This window comes from Pseudoselenomonas ruminantium, from assembly GCF_900104055.1.
GTDB classification, from domain to species: Bacteria; Bacillota; Negativicutes; order Selenomonadales; family Selenomonadaceae; genus Selenomonas_A; species Selenomonas_A ruminantium_C.
The window spans coordinates 14,690-39,171 of sequence record NZ_FNJQ01000005.1 but is presented as its reverse complement, the minus strand read 5'-3'; the positions used below and the strand labels follow the sequence as shown (position 1 = coordinate 39,171).

At 53.0% G+C, this 24,482-nt stretch carries 21 protein-coding genes; 17 read left to right on the top strand and 4 right to left on the bottom strand.

Annotated features, from left to right (window positions below):
• The first annotated feature begins 11 nt into the window (after nt 1-11).
• The 3 genes from BLQ59_RS03525 to BLQ59_RS03515 are packed head-to-tail and all read left to right on the top strand — an operon-like array spanning nt 12 to nt 3,292.
• Nucleotides 12-1,313: an SPFH domain-containing protein gene (locus tag BLQ59_RS03525; protein ID WP_074571547.1), complete on the top strand. Its 1,302-nt coding sequence runs from the start codon at nt 12-14 to the stop codon at nt 1,311-1,313.
• 28 nt (nt 1,314-1,341) lie between these two features.
• Nucleotides 1,342-2,451 carry a TFIIB-type zinc ribbon-containing protein gene (locus tag BLQ59_RS03520; protein WP_074571546.1) on the top strand — a complete coding sequence of 370 codons (1,110 nt, stop codon included), beginning with the start codon at nt 1,342-1,344 and terminating at the stop codon, nt 2,449-2,451.
• 16 nt (nt 2,452-2,467) lie between these two features.
• Nucleotides 2,468-3,292, top strand: coding sequence for a TPM domain-containing protein (locus BLQ59_RS03515; RefSeq protein ID WP_074571545.1), 825 nt, complete (start codon nt 2,468-2,470; stop codon nt 3,290-3,292).
• 34 nt (nt 3,293-3,326) lie between these two features.
• On the opposite strand, the gene BLQ59_RS03510 is transcribed toward BLQ59_RS03515, so the two are convergent.
• The 3 genes from BLQ59_RS03510 to panC all read right to left on the bottom strand — a co-directional run bounded on the left by BLQ59_RS03510 (nt 3,327) and on the right by panC (nt 5,720).
• A complete protein-coding gene (locus BLQ59_RS03510; protein ID WP_074571544.1) occupies nt 3,327-4,343 on the bottom strand; it encodes a LacI family DNA-binding transcriptional regulator in 1,017 nt (338 codons plus the stop codon).
• A 128-nt stretch (nt 4,344-4,471) separates the two neighbouring features.
• Nucleotides 4,472-4,855 carry an aspartate 1-decarboxylase gene (gene panD, locus BLQ59_RS03505; RefSeq protein WP_074571543.1) on the bottom strand — a complete coding sequence of 128 codons (384 nt, stop codon included), beginning with the start codon at nt 4,853-4,855 and terminating at the stop codon, nt 4,472-4,474.
• 16 nt (nt 4,856-4,871) lie between these two features.
• Complete coding sequence (gene panC, locus BLQ59_RS03500; RefSeq protein WP_074571542.1) at nt 4,872-5,720, bottom strand: pantoate--beta-alanine ligase; 849 nt, start codon at nt 5,718-5,720, stop codon at nt 4,872-4,874.
• A 671-nt stretch (nt 5,721-6,391) separates the two neighbouring features.
• Between panC and BLQ59_RS03495 the strand changes: the two genes are divergently transcribed.
• From BLQ59_RS03495 to BLQ59_RS03465, 7 genes are read left to right on the top strand one after another with little or no spacing between them, the layout of a single operon-like run.
• Nucleotides 6,392-8,029 carry a translation initiation factor IF-2 gene (locus BLQ59_RS03495; RefSeq protein WP_176756710.1) on the top strand — a complete coding sequence of 546 codons (1,638 nt, stop codon included), beginning with the start codon at nt 6,392-6,394 and terminating at the stop codon, nt 8,027-8,029.
• Between the two features lie 40 nt (nt 8,030-8,069).
• Complete coding sequence (locus BLQ59_RS03490) at nt 8,070-9,380, top strand: nucleotide sugar dehydrogenase (RefSeq protein ID WP_074571540.1); 1,311 nt, start codon at nt 8,070-8,072, stop codon at nt 9,378-9,380.
• Nucleotides 9,381-9,401: 21 nt separating this feature from the next.
• Nucleotides 9,402-10,358 (top strand): polysaccharide deacetylase family protein, encoded by a 957-nt coding sequence (locus BLQ59_RS03485; protein WP_074571539.1) that lies wholly within the window; start codon nt 9,402-9,404, stop codon nt 10,356-10,358.
• Complete coding sequence (locus BLQ59_RS03480; protein WP_081342430.1) at nt 10,355-12,214, top strand: glycosyltransferase; 1,860 nt, start codon at nt 10,355-10,357, stop codon at nt 12,212-12,214. The genes BLQ59_RS03485 and BLQ59_RS03480 overlap by 4 nt, the downstream gene beginning before the upstream one ends.
• Nucleotides 12,204-14,111, top strand: a complete 1,908-nt coding sequence (locus BLQ59_RS03475) for a polysaccharide deacetylase family protein (protein ID WP_081342429.1) — start codon at nt 12,204-12,206, stop codon at nt 14,109-14,111. The genes BLQ59_RS03480 and BLQ59_RS03475 overlap by 11 nt, the downstream gene beginning before the upstream one ends.
• Nucleotides 14,112-14,124: 13 nt before the next feature.
• Nucleotides 14,125-15,162 carry a glycoside hydrolase family 18 protein gene (locus BLQ59_RS03470; RefSeq protein WP_074571538.1) on the top strand — a complete coding sequence of 346 codons (1,038 nt, stop codon included), beginning with the start codon at nt 14,125-14,127 and terminating at the stop codon, nt 15,160-15,162.
• Between the two features lie 32 nt (nt 15,163-15,194).
• Nucleotides 15,195-16,865, top strand: a complete 1,671-nt coding sequence (locus BLQ59_RS03465) for a polysaccharide deacetylase family protein (protein WP_081342428.1) — start codon at nt 15,195-15,197, stop codon at nt 16,863-16,865.
• Nucleotides 16,866-16,918: 53 nt separating this feature from the next.
• Here the strand turns inward: BLQ59_RS03465 and BLQ59_RS03460 are convergent, their stop codons facing one another.
• Nucleotides 16,919-18,412: a class I adenylate-forming enzyme family protein gene (locus tag BLQ59_RS03460; protein WP_074571537.1), complete on the bottom strand. Its 1,494-nt coding sequence runs from the start codon at nt 18,410-18,412 to the stop codon at nt 16,919-16,921.
• A gap of 296 nt (nt 18,413-18,708) precedes the next feature.
• On the opposite strand from BLQ59_RS03460, the gene BLQ59_RS03455 reads away from it, so the two are divergent.
• The 7 genes from BLQ59_RS03455 (at nt 18,709) to BLQ59_RS03425 (ending at nt 24,116) form a co-directional block, all read left to right on the top strand.
• Nucleotides 18,709-18,921, top strand: coding sequence for a 4Fe-4S dicluster domain-containing protein (locus BLQ59_RS03455; RefSeq protein ID WP_074571536.1), 213 nt, complete (start codon nt 18,709-18,711; stop codon nt 18,919-18,921).
• Nucleotides 18,918-20,060: a 2-oxoacid:acceptor oxidoreductase subunit alpha gene (locus BLQ59_RS03450; protein WP_074571535.1), complete on the top strand. Its 1,143-nt coding sequence runs from the start codon at nt 18,918-18,920 to the stop codon at nt 20,058-20,060. The genes BLQ59_RS03455 and BLQ59_RS03450 overlap by 4 nt, the downstream gene beginning before the upstream one ends.
• Entirely contained in the window at nt 20,060-20,893 is an 834-nt protein-coding gene (locus BLQ59_RS03445; protein ID WP_074571534.1) for a thiamine pyrophosphate-dependent enzyme, read from the top strand. The genes BLQ59_RS03450 and BLQ59_RS03445 overlap by 1 nt, the downstream gene beginning before the upstream one ends.
• On the top strand, nt 20,890-21,420 hold the full coding sequence (locus tag BLQ59_RS03440; protein WP_074571533.1) for a 2-oxoacid:acceptor oxidoreductase family protein: 531 nt from the start codon (nt 20,890-20,892) through the stop codon (nt 21,418-21,420). Before BLQ59_RS03445 ends, BLQ59_RS03440 begins: the two co-directional genes overlap by 4 nt.
• A gap of 277 nt (nt 21,421-21,697) precedes the next feature.
• Entirely contained in the window at nt 21,698-22,999 is a 1,302-nt protein-coding gene (locus tag BLQ59_RS03435) for a putative porin (RefSeq protein WP_074571532.1), read from the top strand.
• A gap of 336 nt (nt 23,000-23,335) precedes the next feature.
• A complete protein-coding gene (locus tag BLQ59_RS03430; RefSeq protein ID WP_074571531.1) occupies nt 23,336-23,914 on the top strand; it encodes a nucleotidyltransferase family protein in 579 nt (192 codons plus the stop codon).
• The gene (locus tag BLQ59_RS03425; RefSeq protein WP_074571530.1) at nt 23,892-24,116 is read left to right on the top strand and encodes a DUF6718 family protein; all 225 of its coding nucleotides are present in this window, start codon (nt 23,892-23,894) and stop codon (nt 24,114-24,116) included. The genes BLQ59_RS03430 and BLQ59_RS03425 overlap by 23 nt, the downstream gene beginning before the upstream one ends.
• Nucleotides 24,117-24,482 lie beyond the last annotated feature (366 nt).

Sequence of the window (24,482 nt, the reverse complement as noted above, 5' to 3'; positions counted from 1 at the left end):
AGGTTTTGATTATGGGACTTTTACAAGCAGGCATTGGTGCCGTAGGTGGCGTATTAGGCGATCAGTGGAAGGAGTATATCTACTGTGACAGCCTGCCGCCGGATGTTTTGATGGCCAAGGGGCACAAGAAGACGGGCTCCGGTTCATCGAACAAGGGGGATGACAACATCATTTCCCAGGGGTCGCGGGTGGCAGTCAATAATGGCCAGTGCCTGATCATTGTGGAAAATGGTGAGGTCGTGGATATCTGTGCTGAGCCGGGGGAATATACCTATGACCGCGCAACGGAGCCGTCGCTCTTTGCTGGCGATCTGTCCAATACGATTCCCAAGGTCTTTGCGGAAATCGGGCGGCGTTTCTCCTTTGGTGGTGATACGGGGCGCGATCAGCGCGTCTATTATGTGAATACCAAGGAAATCTATGGCAACAAGTTCGGCACGCCTTCGCCGATTGCATTCAAGGTGCGGGATGACACGCTGAACTATGAACAGACGATTCAGATCCGTTGCTTTGGTGAGTACAGTTACCGGATCACCAATCCAATCCTGTTCTATACGAATATCGCCAGCAATGTCAGTGATACCTTCAGCCGTGAGGAGATCGACAGTCAGCTGAAATCCGAACTCATGATGGCGCTGAAGCCGGCCATGGCGAAGATTTCGGCCATGCGGGTGGGATATGATGAGCTTGAAGCCCATTCGGCAGATATCGCCAATGCACTCAACGAGAACCTCAGCCAGAAATGGGGCAACCTGCGCGGCATTGAGGTCGTTTCGGTGGCGGTGGCCAGCGTAAGCCTCACCGATGAAAGCCAGGCCGTGCTGGAAAAACTGCAGAAGATGCAGGAAGCGGCGGTCCTCGGACGCGATCCATCGTTGATGGCCGGTTTCTATGGGGCAGCCCAGGCTGATGCCCTGCGTGATGCCGCTAAGAATGAGGGCGGTGCCGCTGTGGGCTTTATGGGCATGAATATGGCCGGTCAGGCTGGCGGCGTCAATGTGGGCGATTTGATGGCGCAGGGGCAGGCGCAAAGAGCAGCGCAGGCCGCACAGGCACGGCCTGCGGCTCCGGCGGCAGGTGCCGCAGGGGGATGGACCTGTGCCTGCGGCAAGACTGGCAATACGGGCAAGTTCTGCTCCGAATGCGGTGCGGCGAAACCTGACGATGGCTGGACCTGCGAATGTGGTGCCAAGAATACGGGCAAGTTCTGTTCCGAGTGCGGCAAGCCAAGACCTGCCGGTGACTGGGTATGTGACTGCGGCGCCAAGAACAGCGGCAAGTTCTGTGCAGAATGCGGCAAGCCGCGTCCGTGATCCGCGACTTTAAATCGGAGGTGAGGATATGGCCAGTAATTCTGTGGCCTATAAATGCCCTAATTGCAGTGCGCCATTGGATTTCAAGCCTGGTACGCAAAAGATAACCTGTGACTATTGTGGGACAGAGCTGGATGCGGCAGCCTTGGAAGATCTGTTTGCCAAAAAAGAAGCCATGGCGGCAGAGGCAGCCGACAAGCAGGATGAGAAATGGGATACGGCGGTGGCCGGCGGTGAGTGGACGGCGGAGGAAGCTGCGGCGTTCAAGACATTTGTCTGTGAGTCCTGCGGGGCGGAAATCGTAGCCGATGGCAACACCATGGCGACTGAATGCTGCTACTGCGGTCATGCAGTGATGATTCCCCAGCGCTTTGATGGCATGCTGCGGCCTGATTATATCATTCCGTTCAAGAAGACGAAGGAAGAGGCCAAGGCGGCACTCAAAGAATTCTATGGCGGCAAATGGCTGCTGCCGAGCCTGTTCAAGACGCAGAACCGCATCGAGGCCATTCAGGCCATGTATGTGCCATTCTGGCTCTTTGATTCCGACGTGGATGCTTATGCCACGTTCAAGGCAGAGAAGGTGCGCGTCTATGAGACAAGCGATGAGCGAGTGACGGAGACCAGTCATTACCGCTGCTTGCGCGCTGGTTCCATGGGATTTGCGAAGATTCCTGTGGATGGCAGTGAGAAGATGGCCGATGACTATATGGAAAGCATCGAGCCTTTTGACTACAGTGAGATGGTGCCGTTTTCCAATGCCTACATGACGGGATTCCTGGCAGATAAGTACGACGTGGATGCGGAAACGTCTGCGCCCCGCGCTGATAAGCGTGTACGGCAGAGCGCCATCGATGTGCTGACGGATACGGTTGAGGGCTTTGATACATGCTCCTGTGAGGAAGCTACGGTGAAGAAACAGGCGGGCAATGTTGTTTATGCCATGGCGCCGGTCTGGATCGTCACGACGCGGTATCAGGATAAGCCCTATACCTTTATGATGAACGGTCAGACGGGCAAGGTGGTTGGCAGCCTGCCTTATGACCAGACAAAGTCCATGCTTTATGCCGCTGCGGCTTTTGCCATCACCCTGCCGATCGTGTATTATGTGGCGAAATATGTATTGAGTCTATGCTGAGCCAGGAGGTATGACAATGAAGAAGATTTTTATGCGCCTGGCCATGGTCTTTATGTGTATGGCCGTATTCATTGCTGGGATGGCGCAGCTGCCGGTGAGCAGTGCAGCCCAGCAGCAGAAAGCCACCGCTGCGATGGCCACGGATATGGGGGCACCGGTGGTGGATCAGGCAAAGTTGCTGAGCAAGGAACAGGCGGAGAAACTTACGGCGAAGATCAAGGAAATCGAGGAACGCCATCAGGTAAAAATCGGTATCTATACGCTGCAGAACCTGCCCAATGGCATGACAGCCGGCAAGCTGGCCAATAACACGCTGGATAAGTATTATGCTAACGGCAGGAACGGCAGCATCGTATTCCTGATTGCTATGGGCAGCCGGGATTGGTACATCTCCACGGACAATACGATGCGCCAGCGCATTGTGGACGGTGTGGGCATCGATGGCCTCAAGGGGATGTTCCTGGAGGATCTGTCGGATGGCAATTATGCGGAAAGCTTTAACAACTTTGCCGCCGGGGTGGATAAGTACCTCACTTACTATGAGGAGGAAGGCGAGCCCTATGATCCATCCAAGGAGTTCAGTATTTTGGCCGCTGTGGTGGCGGTTTTGCTGGCCTTGTTTATCGGCTGGGCTTTCCGGGAATATCTGATTTCCTGTATGAGCAATGTGGCTCCGGCGGTGGAGGCTTCGGCCTATCTGAAGCAGGGAAGTTTCACGCTGACGCAGAGTCATGATAACTTCCTCTATACCACGGTGGTCCGCGAGACCAAATCCAAGAATAATGACAGCTCCTCGTCCAGCAGTGACAGCAGCCACGGTGGCGGCGGCGGAAAATTTTAAACGGACAAAAAAATCGCCCTGATGGGCGATTTTTTTAGTCTGCTACATTTTCTAAGATGCGGATTTCATTACGCATGATATAGGCCGTCTGTTCCGGCTTGCTGCCGTTGACGAGGTAATCGAACATCACCTGCATGGCGCGGCGTCCCTGCTGGTGGGGATGCTGGTAGAGGGCGGCTTTGATCAGGCCTTTCTGCATCATGTCGATGGTGCTGGGGATGGTATCGAAGGCCACGATGGTGATATCCCGGCGATTGGCGGCCTGAATGGCGCGGGCCGTGCCGTAGCCGCCGGAGGATACCACGAACAGGGCGTTGATTTCCGGATGTTCGTCGATAAGCTTGCGGGCGGCCTCATAGGCCTGCATATCATCGTCGGCGGTTTCCTCTACGCCGAGCAGGGTGAAATCGTAGCCTTCCATGACTTCCTGGAAACCCTGCAGGCGCTGCTGATGCCCCAGCATATTGCGGGAGCCAAGGAGAACACCGGCATTGAGGCTGTGCGGGCAGATCATTTTCATCAGGGCACCGGCGGTTCGCCCGCCCTGCAGGTAGTCGCTGCCGACATAACAGTGGCGGCGGCTGGACTCCACATCATTGTTGATGGTTACCACAAAGAGCCCATCGTCCACACAGGCATTGATCTTATCGATGACCTGCGGATCATTGACTGGGTTTATTATCAGGCCGCTGATCTGGGGCTTCAGCTCATCGATGATGCGGCATTGTTCGGCGGCATCGAAGCCTTTCATGCTGCGCCAGATTACCTCGAGGCCATAGGAAGCAAAACGGTCGGCGGCATGGTGCATGGTGGTGAGCATGTCGTCAAAGAAGTGTACGCCTTCAGAGGCAATCAGCACACCTAAGACGGGGTGTTTCTTGCGGGCGGCCAGAGCCTTGCCGGCAGGGTTGGGGTGGTAGTTGAGTTTTTTGGCCATTTCGACGATGAGTTTTTCCTTCTCCGGCTTGACGTTGCCGCGTTTGTTGAGGACACGGTCGACTGTGCCCCGGGACACGCCGCAGAGCTCGGCGATTTGCTTTATCGTAACCATAGGTACCTTCCTTCACTATTTTTTGCGCATATCATATGTTTTGATTATATAATATTCGCAAAGGAAGGGCAAATTCCTGCCGTGCTCGGGCAAAAAAATAAGCCTTCCCCTGACGGGGAAGGCGGGAATCATTCGGTCTGCCCGTGATATTCTACGGTGCGGACTTCTTTGACTTTATTCTGTTCATCAACCATCACGACTTTCGGTTTATGTGCCCGGCCCTCTTCTTCGGTGAACAGGGCATAGGCCATGATGATAACGATATCGCCGGGCTGGGCGAGACGAGCGGCAGCACCGTTAAGACAGATGACGCCGGAGCCTCTGGGGCCGGGAATCGTGTAAGTTTCCAAGCGGGCGCCGTTATTGTTGTCCACGACCTGCACGCGTTCGTTAGGGAGAATACCTGCTTTTTCCATAAGTTCCTCGTCGATGGTGATGCTGCCCATATAGGCGAGGTTGGCTTCGGTCACGGTAGCGCAGTGGATTTTTCCTTTGAGCATATTCAAGAGCATATTCGTTATCCTTCCTTCAGGCAGAGAGAATCACATTGTCGATCAGGCGCGTCTTGCCGATCTTCACGGCGATGGCCAGCAGGGTGTCTTCACTAGCCTCAGTCAATGGCTTGAGGGACGGATAGGCATAGGCTTTGACATAGTCGATATTGGCCATGGGTTCCTTGTGCAGTTCTTCGGTGACGATATGTTCCAGCGCAGAGATTTCCCGTTCGCCATTGGCAAAGGCCGCTTTGGCCGCTTTGAGGCTGCGGGAGAGCACGAGGGCTGCTTCTTTTTCTGCCGGGGATAGGTAGGTGTTGCGGGAACTGCGGGCCAGGCCGTTTTCTTCGCGCGCAATGGGCACCATGTTGATATGGACGTTGATATTGAGGTCCTCCACGAAACGGCGGATGACCGTGACCTGCTGGGCATCTTTCTGGCCGAAGAAAGCCTCGTCAGCCCGGGCAAGGTTGATGAGTTTCGTCACGACGGTTGCCACGCCGCGGAAATGGCCGGGGCGCTGGGCGCCGCAGAGTTTGTGGGTGATATCGCCTTCGACATTGACATAGGTGCAGTAGCCTTCCGGGTACATTTCGGCAGGTTCCGGATGGAATACGGCGTCCACGTTTACGCTTTCGAGTTTTTCGCAGTCGGCGGCGAACTGGCGCGGATAGGCATCGTAGTCCTCGTTGGGGCCAAACTGGGTGGGGTTGACGAAGACCGAGGCAATCACGATATCGCATTTGGCGCGGGCCTCACGCATAAGTGTCAGATGGCCTTCATGCAGGGCACCCATAGTGGGCACGAGACCGATGCTCTTGCCTTGTTTCTTGGCCTGTGCGGCATAGTCTTTGATGGCTTGGAGAGTGGTTAAAATTTCCATGATATCTGCTCCTTAAAATAGATTTAAGGCAAAAGAAAAGCGTATCTTTTGCAGACAGCCAAAAGATACGCATGGTTACTGATTGCGTGAGATAACCTGAAAAGACGCAGTCGTCCTATATGCTGTCCCGGTTCCGCAGAATCCCGGCAGGGTAAGGCTTTGCGCGTAAAGTTATTCTCGTTCATACAAGTATGACTCACAGTAATGATGTCATCTTTTGCCATGAATTATTTTAGCACGTATGAGGGGGCGGGTAAAGAGGCGGGAATCGGAGATTTTTTAAAATTTTTTTTACGGCGTGAAAAATCAGGTGATAAGTCTATGGTCCCTAAAATTTTGCCTTAAATAGTCATGGTGAAGGGGCGGGGATGGCTGCGGCAGGGCGATGAAGAGGAGAAATATCCAGCAAAGATGATTTTTGGCTTTTTCGTAAATCCTGCAATGATGCCCGTTTGTGGCCTGCCGTGCTGGCCAGTGTTAGTTCATAAAGGCAACAAAATGCTTAGAAGGACTTTCGTCCCTGTTTAAAATAGCGAAATAGATGCGATGAATCCCAAAAGCTGGCTTGACTTTGCATTAGAGGGTGATTAGAATAGCATTATATTTTTTTTGGAAGTGTTGTAAAAGATTGGATGAAGTCGAGAAAGATGAAAGGATTGTCATAATTGTCGATGAGGACTGGTAAACATCATGGTAGCCCCCTAAGAGTTTCTGTTAGAAGAAGCCTGCTGGGGGCGTTTTTTTTAGGACTTGGCGGGCCGATGGCCGTCGGCTGGGCCGCACCGGCGCAGGTACAGCCCTGGGTTTATGATTCCATGCTGCAGCTGGCAGCCGAAGGTTATATGGAACTGCCGCTGCGCCCCCTGAATGCGTATTCCAGGCAGGAACTCAGTGACATGGTGGCTAAAGCCCTCAATGAGGTGGAGAAAAACCGCACAGGCCGTCTGAGTGATGAGTATGCCCGGATCACCCGGCTGCTGGTGGTGGATGAGGTGGAACTGAAACTTTCCCGGGAGCAGGAGGCAGTGGCGACATCCCGCTGCCAAAGGGCCCGCGCGAAGGCAGCCAGAGCGGCAGAGATGTATATCCGCCGCTCGATGCAGGGGCAGAACCGCTTGGAAGTCATGGAACCTTTGAAGGCGAAGCACGATAAGGCCCAGGCTGAACTGGAATATGCCGCCCGGGATTATGCGGAAGCCAAAACCCGCTGCGTGCAGCGGGCAGAACTGCTGGCCTATGCCCAAAAACGGCAGCAGAGCCTGTTGGAGGCGATGAATGGCAGTAATGGAAATAATGGAGGAAAACCTCAGGCCGCAGCTATGCCGGCATCTGTGCTGAAAAATGCGGGCCGGCTCCGGGCGGAGTTCTTGTCGGAACTGGAGAAAAATGGCAGTCTGGATAAGATGAGTGCCCGCCAGCAGCTGGCTTCGAATCTTCCGGTCCGGGAGGTTCCGGATCAGGCTTTCAAACTGGATACGGAGCTAAGAGTGGATTCGGGCCGGTCCAGCGGGACGCAGACACGCACCAGAGCACGCGTACGCCTTTATCCGGATTATGAGTTTGCCCCCAATTGGCATGCCAAGGGCATGATCGAATGGCAGAAAACCTTGTCGGGCAGGAAGTTCAGCAAGGATGGCAAGGTGAATTTTGACCGTTACTACCTGAGCGGCAAAATGGGGCTGGTGCAGACCGATATCGGCGCCTTTGGCAGCCTGATGGCTGAGGGCAATGTCTATGACAGCAAGTTCAAGGGCGTGCGCCTGACTGCCGGCAAGCCGGTGCGCTATTCCGTGGAAGCTGGCAAGGCCGGCGATGATGGGATGAAGCGGACTTATGACCTGACCGTTGATTATAAGGCGGCAGCTTATGGTGTGGGCGCCGGTTATTACCATTTTGCTTATGAGAATGGTCAGCGCGATGATATTTATATGGGCAATTACCGTCATAACGTCGGTATCTTCGATGCCAGTGCGATGCTCCTGCACGGCAGGGAGCAGGGGAAAAGCGGCCGGACAGGTTATGTGCTGACGCTGGCTTATGCGCCGCAGAACAGTTGGCAGCCCTATGCCTATAGCAGCTGGCTGAAGTATTATCATCAGCCGCGGGCAACGTATATCAATCACACCATGAACGGCATGGGTGGCGGATTCAATGGATTCCGCGGCTGGGGCTGGGGCTGCAGCTATAACCTGCCCCATGACTGGTCCTTAGGTCTGGAGCTTTACCATCTGCGCAGCCTTGATAATGGCAGGACCGGCAACACCATCTGGGGATCGGTTACGAAATACTTCAAGAACTATCGGGAATGATTTCCAAGTCTATTTTCAGGAAAAGGAAGCTTTGATTAACATGGATATGCTTAGAAAACTCGAAGATGGGAAAGCAAAGATGGCCGTCGTAGGACTGGGGTATGTAGGTCTGCCGCTGGCCGCCGCATTTGCTGAGAAATTTTCGGTCATCGGTTTTGACCGCAACGAGCGGAAAATAGAGAAATACCGGCAAGGACATGATGTTACGGCGGAAATCGGCGACGAAGCCCTGCAGGACAGTACGATTGAGTTCACTTCAGATCCGGCACGGCTGTCGGAGGCTTCGTTCATCATTGTGGCGGTGCCTACGCCCATCAATGGGGACAAAACACCGGACCTGGCGCCGGTGAAAGGTGCTACCGAAACGGTGGCCAGATATCTTAAGCCGGGCAGCCTGATAGTCTATGAATCGACGGTGTATCCCGGCGTGACGGAGGATATCTGCCGCCCGCTGCTGGAAGAGAAATCCGGTCTTGCCGGCAGTCAGGATTTCAAGATCGGCTATTCACCCGAACGCATCAATCCCGGGGATAAGCAGCATCGCCTGCAGAATATCACCAAGATCGTTTCGGCAGAAGATACGGAATCTTTGGAGGAAGTGGCCGACGTCTACAGTTCCATCATTGACAAGGTTTACAAGGCGTCCTCCATCCGCGTGGCTGAAGCGGCTAAGCTGGTGGAGAATACCCAGCGTGATATCAATATCGCCTTTATGAACGAGCTGGCCATGGTGTTCCATGAAATGGATATCGATACGGAGGAAGTGGCCAAGGCCATGGATACCAAATGGAATTCGCTGGGCTTCCGTCCCGGCCTGGTGGGCGGGCATTGCATCGGCGTAGATCCGTATTATTTTATCTACGAGGCAGAGAATCTCGACCGCCATTCGCAGATGATTTCTGCCGGCCGCCGCATCAATAACGATATGAGCAAATTCGTGGCCCATGAGATTGTCAAGGTCTTGCTGCGGGCTGGCATTGATGCACCAAAAGCCAGGATTTATCTGCTGGGTATGACCTTCAAGGAGAATTGTCCGGATACGCGCAACTCCCGTTCTGTGGATATTTATCACAATCTGCAGGAATATGGCCTGCAGGTAACGGCGGCCGATCCTTGGGCTGACCGAGAGGATTTCCAGCGCGAATATGGTATCGAACTTGTGGATGAGAACGATATCCGTGACGCAGACTGCCTGGTGCTGCTGGTGGCGCATGATACTTACAGCCAGCGTTCCCTGCAGGATTGGAAGAAATATTATCGCGCTGGAAAGCAGCCAATCCTCATTGATGTGAAGAGCATCTATGGCCGGGTGGCGGCGGAAAGAGCCGGTTATACGTATTGGTGTCTGTAAGACGGGAGGTTTATTTTCACCGTGAATTTCAAGAAACTCGCATTTATGGTGGCCCTCTGTCTGGCCGTGGTGATCGGCGCGCTGGTGTTCATCCGAGATCATGTCGTCGAGAAAACGGAATTTATCCCGGACATCACAGACCTGACCAAGAATTACATGGCGCAGGCTGAGATCAGCGAGGCGGCAGAGAAACGTCAGGATCCGGCTATCAAACCGGTGGAGGTGATCACCACGTTGCAGGATGGCACGCATCGCATTGCATTGGTCTTTGACGGCATGCCGGACCGCCCGCTGGCGGCAAGGCTGCTGGATGTACTGGCAAAGCATAAGGCGGCCGCCGTATTCTTCCTGGAAGGGGAGAATGTGGCCGATGTGCCGGAGGTCATCACATTGATCCGGCAGGCCGGACAGGAAGTGGGCAACTACACGTATGTCGGCCTGGCTGGGCTGGAAAAACGCCCCGTGGAGGAACAGCTGCGGGAAATCTGCCGTGCCCAGAAGGTCATTACCATGCATGATCCGCTGGCGCCGAATCTCTTCCGCGCACCGCGCACGGTCTATACGGATGATCTGCTGAAGTCAGTGCGGGCGGCAGGTTTGGAGTATGCCGTCAAGGAAAATGTGCGGTTCCAGCCCGGACATATCCATAATGCGGCCGAGGCGGATGCTTATGTCCGCACGATTGCATATGGCAGTATCATCGCCATACCGGTAGACCTTCCTGTGGAAGTGAAGGCCAATGATATGGCCACGCGTGAGGAGAAGCCGGCGGTGGATATGAAGCCGACCATCCGGGAGGATAACAGCGCTCCGGTCCCGCCGCAGGCAGACCTGGCGGCAGAAGTGGATCTGCTGCTATCGGCTATGGAACGGCGCGACATGCAGGCCGTTTTCGTGAATCAGTTCCGCAAGATCTATTATGTTCCTGCCGGCTTTCCCATGCCGCAGCCGAAAAGCCAAGGAGGCTCAGCTAAATGATTCAGAAAATAAAGCCCCGCAGGGATGTACTCTGCGTGGAGAAACCGGACCGCCGCCTGCTTTCCTATGTGCCGGATGATTCCGGTGTGCGCAGCAATCACGACCGCCGAGGGTTTGAGGGCGCGGCAGAGGCTGGCGGCAGCTACGAACAGTTCCAGCAGGAGGATAAAAGAGGCCGCCGTTATGTCGTGGACTATGAGGTGCAGGCAGTATTCAGCCATCAGGGAAAGTCCTGCAGTCTGACGGCGCAGGCCGTGGACATCAGCACCACAGGTATGCTGCTGAAGCTGCCTGCGGAACAAGGCGCGAAACTGCAGGCGGCCGGCCGTGTCAAACTCAGTTTCACGATTACGCCCGGCTCCATGCCTGAAGGGTATGAGATGAAAATCCGTTCGCTCAAGGCCAATTGCGTGCGCATGACAAACGGGGAGGACGGCATGGCCTTATGCGGCGTGGAGTTTGCCGATACCCTGGCACAGTATGCTGCGGACAAACGGCAGAACTATATGCTGGCAGCGTCAGCGTTCTGTCTGGGCATCATCACGCTGGTCATCATCCTGATGCGGGCAGAATCGGTGGTCTATTTCCGCTTTAACCGCTGGCTTTATCTCTACAGCATTATTGCGGCGACCTTCCTGCTCTCGCGTTATTTTTTTGCCGTTTTTTACCGGCCGGTGAAGATCGATCCGGATTATACGCCGGGTGTTACGGTGATCATTCCGTGTTTCAACGAGGAAAACTGGATTCAGAACACCATCCGGAGCTGTATCAATCAGGATTATCCGGCAGACAAGCTGGAGGTCATTGTGGTGGATGACCATTCCAATGACCACTCGGTGGATCGCATCAGGGAGGCCATCGAAGAGATCAAGGGCGCAGATGCGGAGAATGGCAATTATCATATGGCAGACCGAATCCGCTATCTGGTTCAGCCATTCAACAAGGGAAAGCGGGATGCCATGGCTTGGGGCGCCACTGAGGCCAAACATGAACTGCTGGTTTTTGTCGATTCGGACAGCTTCCTTGATCCCTATGCAGTGCGGAATATTGTCCAACCATTCAAGGATAAGGAGATGGGCGGTGTTTCCGGGCGCACGGACGTGGCCAATACCTACACCAATGCGCTTACCCGGATGCAGTCCGTGCGTTACTATATCGCCTTTCGCATCATGAAGGCCGCAGAGAGTTATTTTGATGCGGTGACCTGTCTTTCGGGGCCGCTTTCCTGTTACCGCCGGGATCTGGTGCTGAAATATGCCGATGCCTGGCTGAATCAGAAGTTTTTGGGGCAGAAGGCGACCTTCGGTGATGACCGCAGTATGACGAACTTCATCCTGCGCCATAACCGTACGGCTTATCAGGATTCGGCGGTCTGCCGGACCATCGTGCCTAATTCCTATACGATGTTTTTGAAGCAGCAGATGCGCTGGAAGCGTTCGTGGCTGCGGGAGTCCCTGATTGCGGCCCGCTATATCTGGAAGAAGGAGCCGTTCATGTCCCTGAGCTTCTATATGGGGCTGGCCGTGCCGATTGCGGCGCCGATCATCGTGCTCTATAACCTCATCTATGTCCCCATCATGCACCGGGTATTTCCCATTACCTTCATGGTGGGGATGTTCCTGATGGCGATGCTCATGAGCATGGCGCAGCTGTTTCTGCGGCGCAGCACCACCTGGATTTTCGGTATGTGGTTCTGTCTCTATTACGAGGCGGTCCTGCTTTGGCAGATGCCCGTGGCCTGGTTCACGTTCTGGAAATCGACCTGGGGAACCCGTCTGACGCCGGCAGACCTGGCAGAGATGGAAAAGGAACGGCTGAAGAAAGAAAGGAAGGAAAAGAAACGGCATGAACCATAAGGAAACTCGGGACATAAGAGTGCTGGCGCTTGGGGATGACAGATTCTCTAAGCGCAAGAATCTCAGAAAGCGTCTGCGTGTCATGGCGGAGATTGCCGTGGTGGCCCTGCTGCTTTTCATCCTCTATGACCTGTTCTACAGTCTGGATACCTATAAACCTTATAACCACGATGAGGTGGCGGCCGGCGATACCGATACGGGCTTTGTGGCATTGTCTTATTTCGGTGTGGACCATATCGGCGATACCTCCACGCTGATTGGGCAGAAGCAGCTGTATAAGCAGCTGCAGGAGCTCAAGAAGCAGGGGTTTGTCACCATCACCCAGCAAGATATCAAGGATTACTATCAGCAGGGCCGGCCGTTACCGCAAAAAGCCCTCTATCTGATGTTTGAGGATGGTCGCCGCGATACGGCTATCTTTGCCCAGCCCATCCTGGAGAAGCTGAATTACAAGGCCAGCATGATGAGCTACGGCGAAAATGTCGAATCAATGGATCTAAAGTTCCTCAAGCCTTCCGAGCTGGAAGAACTGGAAGACTCGACTTACTGGGAACTGGGAACCAATGGTTACCGTCTGGAATACATCAATGTCTTCGACCGGTACCATAATTATATCGGGGAGATCGATCCCCTGCGTTATGCCATGCTGACACCTTATCTGGAGCGCAATTACAACCACTATCTTATGGATTATATCCGGGATAAGAACGGAGTGCCCAAGGAAAGCTATGGCCATATGAAGCGGCGCATTAGTTATGATTACGAGAAACTGAAAGATGTCTATACCAGCGAGCTAGGGAAAGTCCCCGGAACCTATGTGCATATGCACGGTAACACGGGTAAATTCGCCAACAACAATGCGGTCAGCGCCGTGAATGAGAAATGGATACGGGAGCTTTTCCCTATGGCCTTCAACCGCGAGGGCTACTGCTTCAATCAGCGGAACAGCAGCATCTATGACCTCACCCGCATGGAGCCGCAGCCCTATTGGCCCATCAATCATCTGCTGATGCGCATAAAGTACGATATCAACACGCCGATTGACTTCGTTTCCGGTGATGCTTCCCGGCAGGATGCCTGGAATCTGCTCGCAGGGGCAGCGGAAATCGAAAATGAAACCTATACGCTGACCACTTTGCCGGAAGGCGAGGCTGTTGCCGAAGTACGGGAAAGCAGCAGCTTGCCGGATGTGAAATTGTCCACGAAACTAATGGGCAATGCCTTCGGTGCTCAGCAGATTTTCCTGCGCAGCGACAGCAACCGGGAAAACTGCCTGTGTGTAGAACTCATCAACGATCAGCTAGTGGTGTTTGAAAAGCACGGCGGCGCAAGGCGGGATCTGTATCAGGAAAAGATTCCTGTAATACTTGGGGAGACCATCTCTTCTGTGGAGGAGAAAAAGAAGGAAGCGGAAGTGCAGGAAAACCTGACCTTTGCCCGCTATGCCAAGACCAAGGAGCAGGCGGAGGAATACTATGGCCGGGCCAAGAAGCGGGAAGAGATGCCGGCCGCCTCTATTGCAGACGGGGCAGAGCCCTATGACCATGTACAGAGTTTCCACCGCCGCGGCGACCATCAGCTGGATATCGACCTCAAGGGCGGCAGATTGAAAATCAGGCTGGATGGGAAGGAAGTCCCGCAGCCCATTGAAGTGACCGAAAACGGTCAGGGCAGTATCTTCTTAGGAGCATCCTGGCAAGGCGAGGCCTGGAGTCAGCGCAATCTGGCCGATGATGTCTATGATGCGGTGTTCGATAAGTTCACCATCACGACCAATACGGGGAAGGACAAGGAAAAAGTCCTGTTCACTACAGAGCTTTCCGGCTGGAACAAATTGCTCTTCCAGACCGGGGAACTTTGGGATAAGGTCCTGTTCTGGTTCCTGCGCAATGCCTGAGGAGGGCATCGTTATGAGAAAGCATATTCACATACTGGCGCTGGCCCTGAGTCTGGCCCTGTCAGCGGGCTGTGCCCAGAGTGCGCCGCTTAAAAGCGGGGCGCATCCGCAGGTGGAACTGTCTGCCTGGGCGGCTCAGTGGGATGCCGGGCGCGGCGTTGCTGAGTACAAACAACTCAAGCATCATCTGACGGGCGTATCCGCCTTTACGGCGTCGTATAACAGCGAAGACAAGCTCGTGCTGCCCGCAGAAATCAAAGAAATCGTGCAGTCCGCGCGCAAAGAGGGAAATGCCAAACGCTATCTTTCCATCACCAATGACTGGCAGGATGCAAAAGGTAAAAAGCACGCCAAGGACACGGCGCTGCTAAAGCGTCTGCTGGCCGGTGACGAACAGAAAGAGGCTGTGGTCCGGGAAATGGTGGCTGCCGCCCAGAAGGCTGATTGCACCGGGGTGGAGCTGGATTATGAAGCATTTTACAAGGATAAGGATCTGCTGCAGGCTTATCTTGGCCTGACCTACAAGCTGTCAGCAGCCTGTCTCAAGGAAAATCTTGACCTGCGCATCGTGCTGGAGCCCGGTATGCCTATGGATGCCGGCTTTTGCAAGGGGCCGGAGTATGTGGTGATGCTCTACAATCTCCATGGCGGGCATAGCGGCCCCGGTCCTAAAGCCGATGCAGGATTCATCCATAAGACCATTCAGAAGATGGCCGCCCTTCCCGGCCGGAAAGCCGTGGCCCTGGCTACGGGCGGCTGCCTTTGGGAAGATTACGGCCTGCTGGGACTGAAAAAAGGCCCGGTGCGTTTTGTCGATGAAGCAGAGGCGGCCAGTCTTGCTAAGGCACATGCGCTGGCACCCGAACGGGATGAAGCCAGCGCCGCCCTGCATGGGACCTATGAGGAAAACGGGCACCACTATGAACTCTGGTATGCCGACAGTGAGACCATCAATGCCTGGATCAAGGCGGCCGCAGATGAGGGCATCAGCAGCATCAGCCTTTGGCGGCTGGGCGGCAACATGGACATTAAAAATGTTCGCACAAAATAGATTTCAAGCTTTCAAGGAGGATATGCAAAAACATGCACAAATATAGCTTCTTTCAGCGAGGTGCTGTGATCGCCATGGCCGGCCTGTGCTTCCTGACGGCGCCTGCCAGTGCGCAGCCAGCTCAGCCGCACCGCTTTCTGGCTACAACGGAAAAAACGGTGATCCTGACCTTTGGCGGTCTTTCGCGGCAGGCACCGTTGCAGAATATCCTGAATTATATGCAGGCCGAAAAACTGCGCGGGACGTTCTTCGTCACAGAGCGGGAATTGCAGCGGAACCGGGCGAATCTGCAGTTGATCCGCAGCTTCGGCCAGGATATGGCCATTGGCCTGGTTCCCACGAAGGAGGGCGGCGTACAGGACTATTGTGCGCAAATTCAGCGCATCCGGAAAGCCCTGCAGGCCGATTTTGGCGTAAGCAGTAATTTCGTCCGTATCATGTCCGGCGGCGGCAATCAGGAAGCAATGCAGGAGGCCGTGGCCAAAACAGGCTGTACCCTGATCAGTCAGGGGCTCAATGTGGTGCAGTCCAAGCACAAGGACGCCCAAAGTCCGGCCGAGGTGATGCCGCAGATTTTTGGCAAATGGACGACCTCGCTGAACCGCGGGGAAATCGTCTATCTGCGCACGGATTTTTATACCCATGATAATCTGGCGGCCGATATGCTCCGGGAGATCAAGAAGCAGAAACTGGACAATATCGGTTATGCTCCGCAGGATACAGCCGATAGCCCTGACAATGATTCGGCGTATCATACTTCGTCGCTGGCTGATGTGGCAAAGAATAAAGCTGAACATTATACTTATCCGGTGAATCCGGATGATCTGCCCATCGAAATGCAGCCGGAATATGGAGCCAATCAGATTACGGATAAGAATTTTATGCAGGAATTCTATCGCCGGTATATCGGTGCACCGGAAGTCGGTGCCATTGACCGTATGCTGGGCTTTTCCCGTACGGAAATGGCCCGGGCTGACACGACCGGGCTGGTCAAGACGGCACCACCGCAGACGGTCTTTCTGACTTTTGACGACTGGGGCAATGATGATTCCATCAATAAGATACTCTATGTACTGCGCAAGCATCATGTTCATGGTACGTTCTTCATCATCACCCGCAATATGCTGAACAATCCCAACTTGTTGCGGGCTATCGCCAGTGAGGGCAATGAGATTGGCAGCCATACCAACAATCATGTGGCCATGACGGTGCAGGACAAGCGCGGGAAGCAGATTCCTGTGGAAAGTGAAGAGGAGTACAAGGCGGATGTGGAATCTTCCTATCCCAAATTGCTCGCCGTGGTGGGGGATATGCGTCTGGACAGCGGACGTCCGGCCCTCACCAGACTCCTGCGTCCGCCTACGCTGGCTGTGAGCCGTATGGGAGCAAAGGCAATCTTCAATGCCGGTTATACCTATATCGTCAACGGTTCTGGCAGTACCGAGGATTATGGTGCTGTATCCATGCAATCGCTGGTGGGAATCATGAACAAGATCGTGCATGATGAAAAGGGCAATGTCCGCCGGGGCGCTATCCTTATCATGCATATGAGCGCAACGGCCAAACGCACGCCGGAGGCACTGGACATCCTGCTGACGGCTAATGACAATCTACCGGAGGGGCATCCGGGCAAATTCAAGGTGGCTCTTTTGGGTGATTATCTGCAAGATGGCTATGATCAAAGCAAAGAGCAGCACAAATAAAAGAAATCCCTTGCGGGCGTCAGCCTGCAAGGGATTTCTTTTGCTATAACAGTTTATTTTTTCTTTTTGCTTTTGTTGAATTCGTCGAGGATCATACGTTTGGCAATCTTGCCCGTAGAGGTGCGTGGGAGTTTTTCCATCAGGTGGAATTCACGCGGAATCTTGTAAAGGGCAAGGTTGGCCTGCAGGAACTTCTTGAGTTCGCGCACGTTGATGTCCTGGCCGTCATGGGTGCTGTAGAAGCAGGCACCGGCCTGACCGCGCAGTTTGTCTTCGATGCCGATGACGGCTGCTTCGAAGATGCCGGGGAACTGGTAGACGAGTTCTTCAACTTCACGGGGATAGATGTTCTCACCCATGCTGATGATCATGTCCTTGATGCGGTCGACGATGTAGATATAGCCTTCTTCATCGGCGCGGGCTACGTCGCCGGTATGGAACCAGCCGCCGCGCATGGCGTCCTGCGTCACATCCGGCAGATTCCAGTAGCCGAGCATGACGTTATCGCCTTTGACGACGAGCTCACCGGCTTCGCCCTGCGGGACGTCCTTGCCTTCGGCATCGATGAGCCGCCACTGGATACCCGGCACAATCTTGCCGCAGGAACCGACAATCGGTTTTTCCGGTGGGTTCATCGTGACAACCGGGCTGGTTTCGGAGAGACCGTAGCCTTCGCAGATATCCACGCCGAATTTTTTAATGAAGTCCTGCTGGATCTGCAGGGGCAGGGTGGTGCCGCCGCTGACCACGAGGCGCAGGGATTTCATGTCTTCCGTGCTGGCCAGCTTCGTGAGCAGGCTGCAGATGGAAGGCACGATATAGAGGTCGGTGACCGCTTCATCGCGGATGACGCTGATGGTTTCCTTCGGCGTGAAGGAATCGAGGATTACGACTTCGGCACCCTTGTAGAAAGGATAGAGGACGGAGCAGGTGAAACCGAACACATGATACATGGGCAGAACGCAGAGTACATGGTGCTTGGCTTCGCAGCCCATGCCGTTAGCTTCCATCTGCTGGCAGTTGGCCACGAGATTGCGATGGGAGAGCACGGCGCCCTTCGGCGTGCCCGTGGTGCCGGAGGTGTAGAGGATCATGCAGGGCTGATGCTCGTCAAAATCCGCATCCAGAGCCGGAGCTGCGGCGATTTTCTTGTCTTCTTTCGAGAAGTTCTTGACATCATACTGCGTGACCTTCAGGTCGCAGCGCAGGGAGGAGAGGGCATCCACGAGATTAAGTGGCTGATAGGTCAGCAGCACACGGATACCGGCATCCTTGATGATGTAGGCAATCTCGCGGTTGCTCAACTGGAAGTTGATGGGAACGGCAATCGCCCCCAGGGAGACTGCGCCCATATAGGCGAAGAGATAGTCGGCACTGTTGCGCGAGAAGAAGCCGACGCGGTCGCCCTTGCGGACACCGGCAGCATATAGACGGTTGCGGCAATTGTCGACAGCTTTCTGAAATTCCTTATAAGTGAAGCGGCGCCCGTGGTCCACAATGGCCATGGCATCTGGTTTTCCCTGTAAAATAAGTTCATGAACAAACATAAGTTTACCTCTTTCTTCTTTAACTCAAGGTTAATTGCTCATACAAGATAAATTTTATACCAGGTCATAAAAAAAGTAAAGAGATTATTTTTTCTGCATGGGGGAGATTTTCTTTTTGTGGCGAACAATATTATTAACAGAAATTGCTGCATTGTGTTTATGTATACATTACGTTTATTTACAAAAATAGTAGATTTTTGCATAATTATCTGCTATGATGTAAAAGTATATAGCGAATATACATAGATTCTATGTAAAATCTGATATATTTAATTGTGTAATTGGAGGCGGGTTTCATGAAGGCTGAGATTAGCGTCAAGCTGGCGCGGTGTAAGGGCTGCGGCATTTGCGCGGCTTTTTGTCCCAAGTCGGTGCTTGAGATCGATGAGCTGGGCAAGGTTGTCGTTGCGCATCCGGATGATTGTATTGGCTGTGGGCAGTGTGAACTGCGCTGTCCGGATTATGCAATATTTGTGGATAAAGTTGCAGCAAAGGAGGGCGTGGCATGAGTGAAGCAAGATTAATGCAGGGCAATGAGGCCTGCGCAGAAGCTGCGATTGCGGCCGGCGTGAATTTTTTCGCGGGCTATCCCATCACGCCGTCCACGGAAATTGCTGAGACGATGGCCAAGCTCCTGCCGAAGGCGGGCGGCAAGTTCATTCAGATGGAAGATGAGATTGCCTCGATGGGGGCAATCCTCGGTGCTTCGCTGGCAGGCTGTAAGGTCATGGATGCCACCTCCGGACCGGGATTTTCCCTGAAACAGGAACTCATCGGCTATGCGGCCTGCGCTGAGATTCCCTGCGTGCTCGTGGATGTGCAGCGTGTCGGCCCGTCTACCGGCCAGCCGACCGCTCCTTCGCAGGGCGATGTGATGCAGGTGCGCTGGGGCACGCATGGTGACCATCCGGTGATTGCGCTGTCACCATGGAGCGTGCGTGAGACCTATGATGCCACAGTGATGGCCGTCAACTATGCTGAGCGCTTCCGTACGCCGGTCATGCTGCTGATGGACGAGATGGTCGGTCATCTGCGGGAAAAGGTGGAACTGCCCGAGAAAATCGACATCTATCCGCGCCGCAAGCCGACGAAGACGCGCGCTGAAGGCTATCAGCCGTTTGCGCCGGAAGAAGATCTCGTGCCTAATGTGGCCGATTTCGGCGAGGGCTATCATATCCATGTGACCGGCCTGATTCATGATGAGACGGGCTTCCCGGTCGGCAGCCCGAAGGTTACGGAGGATTCCATCCGCCGCCTGCATGAGAAGATTGCCCGCGTGGGTGAGGAAATCATCCATACGGAAAGCTATTTTATGGAAGATGCGGAATATGCGGTAGTATCTTTTGGCGGTACGGCGCGTACAGCTTATGAGGCAGTGCGTGAAGCCCGTGCGGCTGGCAGGAAGGTCGGCCTCGTGCGACTGCTGACCATCTGGCCGTTTGCTGACAAGGTGGTGGCCGAGCTGGCCAGGAAGGTCAAGGGCATTGTCGTGGCCGAACTCAACTATGGTCAGCTCGTTCATGAAGTGCGCCGTGCGGCAAATGGTGCTTGCCCGGTAAGCCTTTGCGGCAAGTACAATATGCGGGCGTTTGAACCCGCGGAGATTTTGGCAAGTATTGATGAGATGGTAAAGGAGGTTGAAGGCTGATGGCAGTAGAAAGAGAATATGAACAGTATTTCCGTCAGAACCGCCTCCCGCACCTCTGGTGTCCCGGCTGCGGCAACGGCATTGCCATGAAGGCCATCGTGCAGGCGATTGCGAAAAGGCCGGAACTCAATCAGGACAATACGGTGATCGTGTCCGGTATCGGCTGCTCGTCCCGTGCTTCGGGCTATATGGATTTTGACACCCTGCATACGGCGCATGGCCGTGCGATTCCGTTTGCAACGGGCATCAAGCTGGCCCGTCCGGAACTCAATGTCGTGGTCATCACGGGTGACGGCGACTGCACGGCTATCGGCGGCAATCACTTCATTCACGGCTGCCGCCGCAATGTGGACCTGACGGTAGTTCTCTTCAATAATAATATATACGGTATGACCGGTGGGCAGGCATCCCCGATGACGCCGACAGGCCGCAAGGCCACGACGGCGCCTTATGGCTCCGTTGACCGGCCCTTCGATGCCTGTGCACTGGCCGAAGCCGCCGGCGCAACCTATGTGGCCCGTTCCACGGCCTTCCATGTGCAGCATCTGACGGACATGATTGCCAAGGCCTTCGACAACCACGGTTTCTCGTTTGTCGAAGCATTGGTGCAGTGCCCCACGGCCTATGGGCGCAAGAACAAACTCGGCAGCCCGGCCGATATGATGAAGTGGATGCGGGACAATGCCGTGATGAAGGCGGCTTGGGATAAACTCGATTCTAATACGGTATCTCCGGAAAAATTCCCGATTGGTTTGTTATATGAAGCTGCGGCCATGGACTATGACACGGCCTATGATCAGGTTATCGAGCGGGCAGGAGGTGCACATAAATGAAAAAACAGTTAAGACTCTCCGGCTCCGGTGGTCAGGGCGTGATCACAGCGGCAATCCTCTTGGCTGAAGCGGCTGTTGCCGAAGGCAAAGAGGCGGCGCAGAGCCAGTCCTACGGTCCTGAGGCGCGCGGCGGCGCGTCGAAGGCTGAGGTCATCATCAGTGACGAGACAATCTACCATCCGCATGTGGAAGTGCCGGATCTTGTGCTGGCCATGACGCAGAAGGCTGCGGATAAATACTACAGCGACCTGCATAAAGATGGCCTGCTGATATTAGATGACAGCCTGGTGCCGGAAACGCCGGACTTCCCGCATGTCGTGCGCCTGCCAATCACGAAACTGGCAGTGGAGGAACTCGGCAAAGCCCTGTTCGCCAATATCGTGGCGTTAGGAGCCCTCGTGCGCATCACCAATCTGGTACAGTTCGACACGGTCAAAGAGTTCGTCGCCAAACGAGTGCCGCCCCATACAGTAGAGGCCAATATGAAAGCCCTGCAGCTGGGCTGGGATGCGGCAGAGAATATATAAAGAACGATGAAACCGCTTTGCTTTGCAGGGCGGTTTTTTCGTGTGCAAATAAAGTTATCGTATAATTAAAAAAAATATATATTTTATTTCTTAAATAACGATTTATTCTAATTCTATTATAATTTATCAAATACTTGCAAATCATTATTATCTATGATAAAATTAACACCGTCTTAAAGATAGTTTAGAAATTGCTGAGGAAACATGGACACTCATGGAAGTTCTGGCTATCCTTCGAGGCGAATAATAACACTATTTTTCGAAGGAGGAGTTTCTCATGAAGAAGACTCTCGTATCCGCTCTGACGACCGCTCTGGTTGTCGGTGCAGCTAGCACGACGTTTGCTGCTGCAAATCCGTTCACCGATGTTCCTGCTGATCATTGGGCTTATGACGCTGTAAGCCAGCTCGCTGCTGATGGCGTTATCGAAGGTTATGGCGACAGCACGTTCAAGGGCAACCGTAACATCACCCGTTACGAAATGGCTCAGATGGTTGCTAAAGCTATGGCTAAGAACACTTCCGGCGTTGACAAAGCTCTGGTTGACAAACTGGCTGCTGAATTCGCAGAAGAACTCAACAACCTCGGTGTTCGCGTAGCTAACCTCGAGCGCAATGCTGACAAAGTAAAATGGAATGGCGTTGCTGAGTACACCTTCACGGAAGCTCGCGTAAATAACCATGGTGCAAAATTCACGGCTAAAGATGCTGACCATGACAAGAACAACGTTCTGTTCCGTCTCGAACCGTCCGCTGAAGTGAACAATCACTGGCATGTAAATGCTCGTCTCGATGCTAACTCCAACCTGAAGACGGACGAAGGCGACAATGGAAAAGTAAGCCTCGAACGTGTATGGGCGCAGGGTGACTATGGCAAGTTCCAGGTTAAACTGGGTAAATTCGCTTCCATGAACGATGACAGCATTGCTGATACCGCTTTCTCCGGTGCTGAAGCTTCCTTCGGCAAGGATGTAAAACTCATCCTCGGTGCTGGCCGCCTGAGCATGGATGATGTTGCTTATCATTATGCTACGGCTTGGGATTCTGTTGCTGGTGTACACCATAGCGATGCTACGGCAAACTATCAGTACGCAGGCCTCGAAACCAACAAGGGCAAACTTTCTGCTGGTGCTTACTGGCATCATCTGAATGCTGATGGCTTCTATAAGAAACATGTTGCCGCTGATGTTTATAGAATGACGGATGAGGCCAACATTTGGATGCTGAAGGCTGGCTACAAGTTCAGCAAGAACGTTGCTCTGAACGGTTTCTACGCTCAGGATGCAAGCTCCGACATCTACAAGAAGGCTGGCAGCATTGAACTCGACTACAAGGGTGCTGAACAGGAAAACAAGGGCACTTGGGGTGCATGGGCTGCATACCGTCATCTCGGCACGAATGCAATCGTTAAGAGCACGTACGATGCTATCGACACGAACTTCAAAGGTTGGGAACTCGGCGCTAACTACACGCTCTTCAAGAACGTGGTAACGACTTTCCGTTATGGCAACGAAAAGAGCCTGGTTGACAGTAACCTGAAAGCGCAGACCTACTTTGGTCGCGTTCAGTTCTTCTTCTAATCTCACGATTAGTGAAGCTAATGCCAATAAAGACCTCCGCTTCGGCGGAGGTCTTTTCTTGCATTTGGCGGGGGAATGTGGTAGACTAAAGACAGATAAAAAAGACCACCGATAGACGGCGTGCAACCGCGCTCGTTGGTTAATAACTGAATTAGAAGTAGAAATAACCGCAAAGTTTGGTCGCTAGGCGGTTATTTCTGTTTCATGGCTATGATAATGAGTAAATATCCTTGCTAAGCCGGTGAGAACACTGGAGTTTCCACTGGCTTTTTGCGGTGCTCTCGCATATTGCGGGCCCCCCTTTCCTTTGTTATAATACAGGCAGGGAGGTAAAGTATGGATATATCGGTATTGTTTTATACAACACATTTGGGCAGGAGCCTAAAGAATTCGTTGCATAAATTCGATAAGGAAGACTTGCTGGCAGACATAAGTCTGGCTAGAGATTTTTATGACGAAGCACTTGAAACAGCAGATTTTCCTTATGATTATCGAATTAAGTCCTTAGAGTCCTGTCGTATTAAGTATGACAGATACTATCCTAACTATGCCGTTGAAAGAACATACAATGATTTGTTTGGAGCCAGGATGATCGTAGACGACTATTCGCAGGCTTATGATATTGCGAACATGAAACCAGTCAGGGAATCCAACATGATTTTGGGCAAGCGGCTGGACGATGGATATCGTGGCCTACACTTGTATTATCAGCCGGATCATTTTGTATATCCGATTGAATTTCAATTCAATACGGCTTATGATCGGCGGCTGAATGATTGGCTGCACAGTTATCTATACAAGAAAGGCTATGTGCCTGACATTGGTGGACAATTGCGGAAAACATATGAATCTGGCCGTATACAGTCAGAAGATGATTTTAGGAGGGAGCTACATGTGTTACTTAGTGGTAAATAATTTTGGTGAGCATGGCAGTATTGCAGTTCAGATGCAGCATGGCCCCCGGCTTAGGACTCTGACACATTATATTGAAGAAGTCAGGAAGGGCAAAGGAAGTCAGATTGTAACTTTGAGCAATCCTGATGCGTATAAAGAGTATGCTCCTTATGAGATATGCGCTAATGAGGCAGAATTTGTGCAAAAGGTTCTGGCTATGTAATTAAATTTATATATGAGACAGGCATAGTCCTGTCTTTTTTGTGTGTAGATCTATATCTTCTTAACATATGTGAATTACCTGTAAAATATCTGATTATCAATGTTATTGTTATAATAGTATACAATAAATTTTGCAGGTATTTAATCTAAAATTATTTAAATTGAAATTGTCAGATACTTGCAAATAAAATTTATATATGTTAAAATTAGTGCGGTCTTGGGATAGGATTAGGAATTGCTGAGGAAACATGGACACTCATGGAATGAATAATCCGCCTTCAAGACGAGTAACAAACACTATTTTATTGAAGGAGGAGTTTCTTATGAAGAAGACTCTCGTATCCGCTCTGACGACCGCTCTGGTTGT